Source organism: Anaerotignum sp., assembly GCF_045122575.1.
GTDB lineage: Bacteria > Bacillota > Clostridia > Lachnospirales > Anaerotignaceae > Anaerotignum_A.
The window spans coordinates 1-6,175 of record NZ_JBGVHV010000063.1; the positions used below are offsets into that span (position 1 = coordinate 1).

General features: G+C 49.2%; 8 protein-coding genes. All 8 read right to left on the reverse strand.

Annotated features, from left to right (window positions below; translation table 11 throughout):
• The coding region (locus ACJMLT_RS02885; RefSeq protein WP_405726319.1) for an MraY family glycosyltransferase at positions 1-857 on the reverse strand (857 nt) is incomplete at its 3' end.
• A 30-nt stretch (positions 858-887) separates the two neighbouring features.
• Positions 888-1,514 (reverse strand): uracil phosphoribosyltransferase, encoded by a 627-nt coding sequence (gene upp / locus ACJMLT_RS02890; protein WP_405726322.1) that lies wholly within the window; start codon positions 1,512-1,514, stop codon positions 888-890.
• Positions 1,515-1,525: 11 nt separating this feature from the next.
• Positions 1,526-1,954 carry a ribose 5-phosphate isomerase B gene (gene rpiB / locus ACJMLT_RS02895; protein ID WP_405726325.1) on the reverse strand — a complete coding sequence of 143 codons (429 nt, stop codon included), beginning with the start codon at positions 1,952-1,954 and terminating at the stop codon, positions 1,526-1,528.
• A gap of 22 nt (positions 1,955-1,976) precedes the next feature.
• Positions 1,977-3,041 (reverse strand): L-threonylcarbamoyladenylate synthase, encoded by a 1,065-nt coding sequence (locus ACJMLT_RS02900; RefSeq protein WP_405726328.1) that lies wholly within the window; start codon positions 3,039-3,041, stop codon positions 1,977-1,979.
• A gap of 10 nt (positions 3,042-3,051) precedes the next feature.
• Positions 3,052-3,552: an SEC-C metal-binding domain-containing protein gene (locus tag ACJMLT_RS02905; protein WP_405726331.1), complete on the reverse strand. Its 501-nt coding sequence runs from the start codon at positions 3,550-3,552 to the stop codon at positions 3,052-3,054.
• A 165-nt stretch (positions 3,553-3,717) separates the two neighbouring features.
• Positions 3,718-4,182, reverse strand: coding sequence for a hypothetical protein (locus ACJMLT_RS02910; RefSeq protein ID WP_405726334.1), 465 nt, complete (start codon positions 4,180-4,182; stop codon positions 3,718-3,720).
• Positions 4,183-4,199: 17 nt separating this feature from the next.
• Positions 4,200-4,997 (reverse strand): peptidylprolyl isomerase, encoded by a 798-nt coding sequence (locus ACJMLT_RS02915; protein ID WP_405726337.1) that lies wholly within the window; start codon positions 4,995-4,997, stop codon positions 4,200-4,202.
• A gap of 107 nt (positions 4,998-5,104) precedes the next feature.
• On the reverse strand, positions 5,105-6,172 hold the full coding sequence (locus tag ACJMLT_RS02920) for an undecaprenyldiphospho-muramoylpentapeptide beta-N-acetylglucosaminyltransferase (RefSeq protein WP_405726340.1): 1,068 nt from the start codon (positions 6,170-6,172) through the stop codon (positions 5,105-5,107).
• Between the last annotated feature and the right edge of the window lie 3 nt (positions 6,173-6,175).

Here is a 6,175-nt window from a genome sequence, read left to right on the forward strand (position 1 = left end):
TCGATCAGTTTATGGTGCAGATGTCCTCTGTCCGCCTGCATGATGGGCTGGTTTTTCGCCATACGGCGCAGCATCGCGCAGATAGTATCAAACACAGGCAGGCCAACACACAGAACGCTGACGATCATAGCCAGCAAGGCATAGCCCTTGAACACCCCGAGGATACTGGTCACTGCCAGCACAAAGCCAAGGAATGTGGAGCCGGTATCGCCCATGAAGATCTCTGCGGGGTTGAAGTTTCTGGGAAGGAATCCCAGACACGCACCTGCCAGTGCCGCTGTCAGCACAACTGCAGTAGTGGAACCTGTCATAATGCAAAGCACCATCAGGCTCAGCGCCGCGATAGATGTAACCCCTGCCGCAAGACCATCCAGACCATCGATCAGATTCACGGCGTTTGTCACGCCAACGATCCAGACCAGTGTGATGGGGATGGAAAATTTCTGCAGATATGCCGTTACAGGCCAGAGCACCACCTGAATACGGGTGCCGGACATGATAACGACCAGCGCTGCCAGGATCTGTACACAGAATTTCAGCTTCGCAGGCAGGTTTTTCATATCATCCACCACACCCAGACCTGCGATCATAAGGGCGCCAACGAGAAAGCCTGCAAACTGTCTGGCATTCATGCTCTTATCAAAATGATATACCATCAGCACTGTAATAATAAAGCCCAGTACGATGGCAACCCCGCCCATACGGGGCATTGGTTTTTTATGCACGCCTCTGTCCTTCGGATAGTCAATGGCACCGCATTTGATGGACATCCACTTTGCGAAGGGCGTTGTCACCAGAGTGATGGCAAAGGCGCATGCGAAGGCTGCAATATACAGCAGCCAGTTATGTTCTGTCAAACTAGATCTCTCCTCTTTCGAGTGAAAAAATTATTTTGTACCGAAGATACGGTCACCGGCATCACCCAGACCGGGTACGATATAGCCGTGTTCGTTCAGCTCATTATCATACGCCGCTGCATAGATATCTACATCGGGATGGTTTTTCTGCAGTCTTTCCACACCATCGGGGGCAGCCAGAATGCACAGGAAAATGATTTTTTTCACACCGCGTTTTTTCAGGGCATCAATCGCCATGTCTGCAGAACCGCCCGTTGCCAGCATAGGGTCTGTCAGAAGCACAGTTCTTTCTTCCACGTCTGCGGGCAGTTTGCAGTAATATTCCACAGGTTCCAGTGTTTCTTCGTTACGATACAGACCGATATGGCCGATCTTTGTGGTAGGAACCAGATTCAGGATACCGTCTGTCATACCGATGCCTGCACGCAGGATAGGTACGATCGCCAGTTTGGTATCGATGGTTTTACACTGCGCTTCCGCAATGGGTGTCTGCACAGTTACCTCTGTCAGGGGCAGTTCTCTGGTTGCTTCGTAAAACAGCAGAGATGCCACTTCCCCGATGATTTCGCGGAATTCCTTTGTACCGGTTTCCTGATTTCTCAGCATTGCCATTTTGGTATGGATCAGGGGATGTTCAGATACAAATAATTTGCTCATACTGTCACCTCTTAGTCTTCGATCTGGTTGATTCTTCTGATGTGGCGTTCGTCATTGGAGAAGGGTGTTTCCAGGAAAGCTTTTACGATTTCCAGGGCCAGACCAGGGCCTGTGACCCTTGCACCCATGGCAAGAATGTTTGCATCGTTATGTTCTCTTGTTGCCTTTGCAGAGAAAACATCACCGCACAGCGCACAACGAATACCTTTTACTTTGTTTGCTGCGATGGAAATACCGATCCCTGTACCGCAGATCAGGATACCCTGTTCGCATTCACCGCTCGCTACTGCATTTGCAACTGCTTTGCCGTATGCAGGATAGTCTACGGATGCATCGGAATATGTACCGAAGTTTTTATATTCGATACCGTTCTTTTCCAGATAATCAATCACTTCTTTCATCAGGGGATAACCGCCGTGATCACAACCCAGTGCTAACATATTGAAACACTCCTTTTCCTTTTTATCTTTCATCCAGATCGATCGTCTGGTAGCCTGCCGCCTTATTCAGACGGTTCATGATAGCCAATCCTTCGCCTTCTTCGGAAAACACTTCGGAATAGACCCTTTCTGCTCCCAGAAAATCGAATTTTCTCAAAAATTTGAACAGGTTCGCCCCGATCTGTTCGGGTCGTTCTCTGCTGCCCAGAGAAAGGACGATATCAGCCTTGTAGAGGTCTTTGGTTTCCTCTGTAGCCATCACGCCTGTCTTATATCCATGGGCCATATCCTCCGCCGCCAGACGATTGATCTCATCCACAACGGCTTTGGTTTCCCCCTTCACCAGAATCACTTCTGCCTTGGGAGAATAATGGGTATATTTCATACCCGGTGCCTTTGGCTTTAAGTCTGCCGCAGGCTTTTTCAGAATGGCAGGATCGATCTCCACCGTTCCTACCACTTCTTCCATCATTTCCTTTGTAACCGCACCAGGACGCAAAATCATGGGAACTTCGCCGGAAACATCCACGATGGTGGATTCCAGACCCCATTCCGCCGCACCGCCGTCTACGATCATGTCGATCTTGCCATTTAAGTCAAACTCCACATGGGATGCCCTTGTGGGGCTGGGCTTACCGGAGGAATTTGCGCTGGGTGCCGCAATGGGCAGACCCGCCGCACGGATGATAGCCCTTGCCACAGGATGGCTGGGGAAGCGCACCGCTACCGTATCCAGACCACCGGTTGCCTTTTCAGGCACAATGTCCGCCTTGGGGAAAACCATAGTCAGCGGGCCGGGCCAGAAGGCATCCATCAGCTTCTGCGCCGCAGGGGAAACCTCCCTGACGATGGGCTCCAGTTCCTCAAATTCGGAAATATGAAGGATGAGGGGGTTGTCCGAAGGACGCCCCTTTGCAAGATAGATTTTTTCACAGGCCGCACTGTCCAGTCCGTTTCCGCCCAGACCATAAACCGTTTCTGTGGGGAAAGCCACCAGACCCCCTTCCTGCAAAATTTTTGCAGCTGTCTGAATGACTTCTGCGGAATCCGGCTGGCTCAGGTCGACCTTTGCCAGTATCGTTTTCATTGTCTGCTCCTTACGCGTTTGCACCGCAACATTTTTTGTATTTTTTGCCGGAACCGCAAGGGCAGGGATCGTTACGGCCGATTTTTTCGCCTTTTACTACTGTTCTTGCATTTTTCTGTTCCAGTGTCAGTCTTTTCTTTGTTTCTGCATCATAGATGCCGTCCCACTGAGGCAGTGTGTACAGGTGTTCTGCTTTGTATTCTACCATCAGTTTGAACAGTTTTTCGAAATTGATGTTGATGCAAACATCGCTGTCTGCTGTCAGGGATTCCATATCGAATTCTGTTTCCAGGGAAGCATTCAGACCATCGATGAATGCAACGATCATTTCGTCTGTCATATCGAATTTTGCAGCCAGTTCGGAAACTTTGCCTTCGATTTTTTCTACTTTTTCACCGATGATGTATTCGTAGATCTTCTGTTCTCTGGGCAGGTAATCAGCCCAGATTTCTTCTACGCTGTGGCCTTCCTGTGTAAATGCTTTTTTGATCCAGCTTTCATATAAACTCATGTTGATTCTCTCCTTTGATATCTTTAAATTCTTAATTTTGTACAGAATACTCCATTCTTTCAAATAATACTATTTTTTCAGGTAGTTTGCAACAAAAATCGCAGAATTACCACTGTTTTTCAAATATCAAAAGGCGTTCGGTTTCCCAAACGCCCTCCGTTTTTCTTATTCTTCTGTTTCCGCTGTCAGATCTTCTGTCAGCGCTTCTGTTTCAGCAATATCTTCCGCAGGAGCGGATGCACCACTGGTCACCACAGGTTCCATATCCTCATCCAGCGCGAAGGTCAGGATCACATCATCGTCAAATTCCACGCCGTCCCACACCTTCTGAGAATCACTGTCCGCAAAGGTCATCTGCACCTGCCAGCCATCTTCTGCCACAGGCATCTGCCCCTGCATGGAAACAGGCATCTGATAACTGTTTTTCCATTCGCCGTCTGTCAGGGCGATTTCAGACCAGTCCGCATCTTCCGCATAGCGGATCTCCAGTTTGGAAACGTTGATGCCGGTCTGGTTTTCAAATGTCATATCATAATCTACTTCCTGTGTTTCCACATCTTTTCCGCCGCAGGCTGTCATGCCCACTGCCGCAAAAGCTGCCAGAAACATCATCAGGATCCTTTTTTTCATACTCCTACTTCCTTCCCTTACTGTGCTGCATAGCTTTCAAATGTAATGCTTTCGATGGTGATATCCTTGACGGGTTTATCCGCTTCGTCTGTTTCCGCTGCCGCGATGGCATCGACCACATCCAGACCTTCAAACACCTGACCAAAAACGCTGTAAGGGTTGCCAAACGCATATTCCAGATGAACCGCGCCGCCCACTTCTCTATAGTAATTCAGCACTTCATCGGGGAAGATCTGACCAAAGGTATAATAGTTGCCATCTGTCAGTGTCATACCCAATTCGCCGTCGTTGGTATCTCTTGCTTCTTCGATCTGTTTCAGGGCTTCTTCCATCACTGTGCCCTGCTGTACGATAAAGAACTGGCTGCCGTTAGTGGAAGGGCCTCTGTTTGCCATGGCCACTGCACCTTTATAGTAATGCAATCTGGGGGAAATTTCATCTTCGAAAGATTCGCCCCAGCAGCTTTCGCCGCCTGTGCCATCGCCTTTGGGGTCACCTGTCTGCACCATGAAATCTTCGATGACACGATGGAACAGCAGGCCATCATAATAGCCGTCCTTTGCCAGTGTTTTGAAGTTTTCCACTGCCTTGGGCGCTTCTTCGGGGAAGAAACGCATCTTCACCACACCTTCGGAAGTTTTGATCACTGCGATCTCTTCGCCTTCCTCGGGCATCTGTGCCTGCAGGATGGTTTTTGTGTCCACGTTTGTTTCTGTTTTGGTATCGTTATTTTCTGCCGCTGTGCTGCCGCCGCAGCCTGCCATACCGAAGGCCATCACTGCTGCCAGTGCCAGTGTCATAACTCTTTTTTTCATATTCCTTTCCTCCTGTTTGCGGTGATTTTTTCTGTCTGGTCTCTTTTTATTTTACTCCCGCCTGCAAAACCATGTCAATTTCGCGATTCTTAAGAGTTTCTTAAATCTCAGCCCATCAGAACTCTGATCTGTGTCATAACGGCTTCCACGCCGTCCCCTGTAGCCGCATGTTCCATGGCGGAAACATATTTTTCCTTGTTTTCATACAGGGCAAAAATTTCTTTCTGCATGCTTTCCGCAGTCATTTCATCCTCATCCAGCACCCTTGCAAAGCCCTGTTTTTCGAAGGAAGCCGCATTGAGGATCTGGTCACCGCGGCTAGCTCTTGCGCTCAGAGGAATCAGCAGGTGAGGTTTTTTCAGAGCAAGGAATTCGGAGATGGAATTGCTGCCCGCGCGGGAAACGATGAAGTCTGCCGCTGCAAAGAGATCATTCAGCCCGTCGGAAACATATTCGAACTGCATATAGCCTTCCTGTTCTCTCAGGTGTGCATCCAGATTGCCCTTGCCGCACAGGTGGATCACGTCAAACGTCTTCACCAGTTCCGGCAGGATCTCTCTCAGGCAGTTGTTCAGTTTTACCGCGCCCAAAGAACCGCCCATCATCAAGAGCACAGGTTTTTCCCCTGTAAATTTACATGCTGCCAGACCTTTTTCTCTGTCCCCCTCAAAGAGTTCCTTACGGATGGGGGTGCCTGTGTGAACGCCTTTGCCCTTGGGCACATACTGCAGTGTTTCGGGGAAAGTGGAACATACCACCCTTGCGGAGGGCATGGCGATTTTATTTGCCAGACCAGGGGTGATGTCGGATTCATGAATGATGACAGGTACGTTGTTGCTTTTTGCCCCCAGAACAACGGGAACCGCAACAAAACCGCCCTTGGAAAATACCAGATCTGGTTTCAGTTTTCTGATGAGTTTTTTCGCTTCCGCAATGCCTTTTACCACGCGGAACATATCCTTGATATTTTCCTTGGAAAGGTAACGGCGCAGCTTCCCTGTGGAAATACTGTAGTAAGGGATTCCTTCCGCTTCGATCAGGGTTCTTTCGATCCCTTTTTCAGAGCCGATATAAACGATTTCGTAGCCTTCCGCTTTCAGATAGGGCAGAAGTGCCAGATTGGGAGTAACGTGGCCGGCTGTGCCGCCCCCTGTCAGTACGATTTTTTTGCTCATATA

Bases quoted from the DNA above. Each gene is read 5' to 3' on its own strand.
- upp (WP_405726322.1), bottom strand. From the start codon at position 1,514: ATGAGCAAATTATTTGTATCTGAACATCCCCTGATCCATACCAAAATG.
- rpiB (WP_405726325.1), bottom strand. From the start codon at position 1,954: ATGTTAGCACTGGGTTGTGATCACGGCGGTTATCCCCTGATGAAAGAA.
- ACJMLT_RS02900 (WP_405726328.1), bottom strand. From the start codon at position 3,041: ATGAAAACGATACTGGCAAAGGTCGACCTGAGCCAGCCGGATTCCGCA.
- ACJMLT_RS02905 (WP_405726331.1), bottom strand. From the start codon at position 3,552: ATGAGTTTATATGAAAGCTGGATCAAAAAAGCATTTACACAGGAAGGC.
- ACJMLT_RS02910 (WP_405726334.1), bottom strand. From the start codon at position 4,182: ATGAAAAAAAGGATCCTGATGATGTTTCTGGCAGCTTTTGCGGCAGTG.
- ACJMLT_RS02915 (WP_405726337.1), bottom strand. From the start codon at position 4,997: ATGAAAAAAAGAGTTATGACACTGGCACTGGCAGCAGTGATGGCCTTC.
- ACJMLT_RS02920 (WP_405726340.1), bottom strand. From the start codon at position 6,172: ATGAGCAAAAAAATCGTACTGACAGGGGGCGGCACAGCCGGCCACGTT.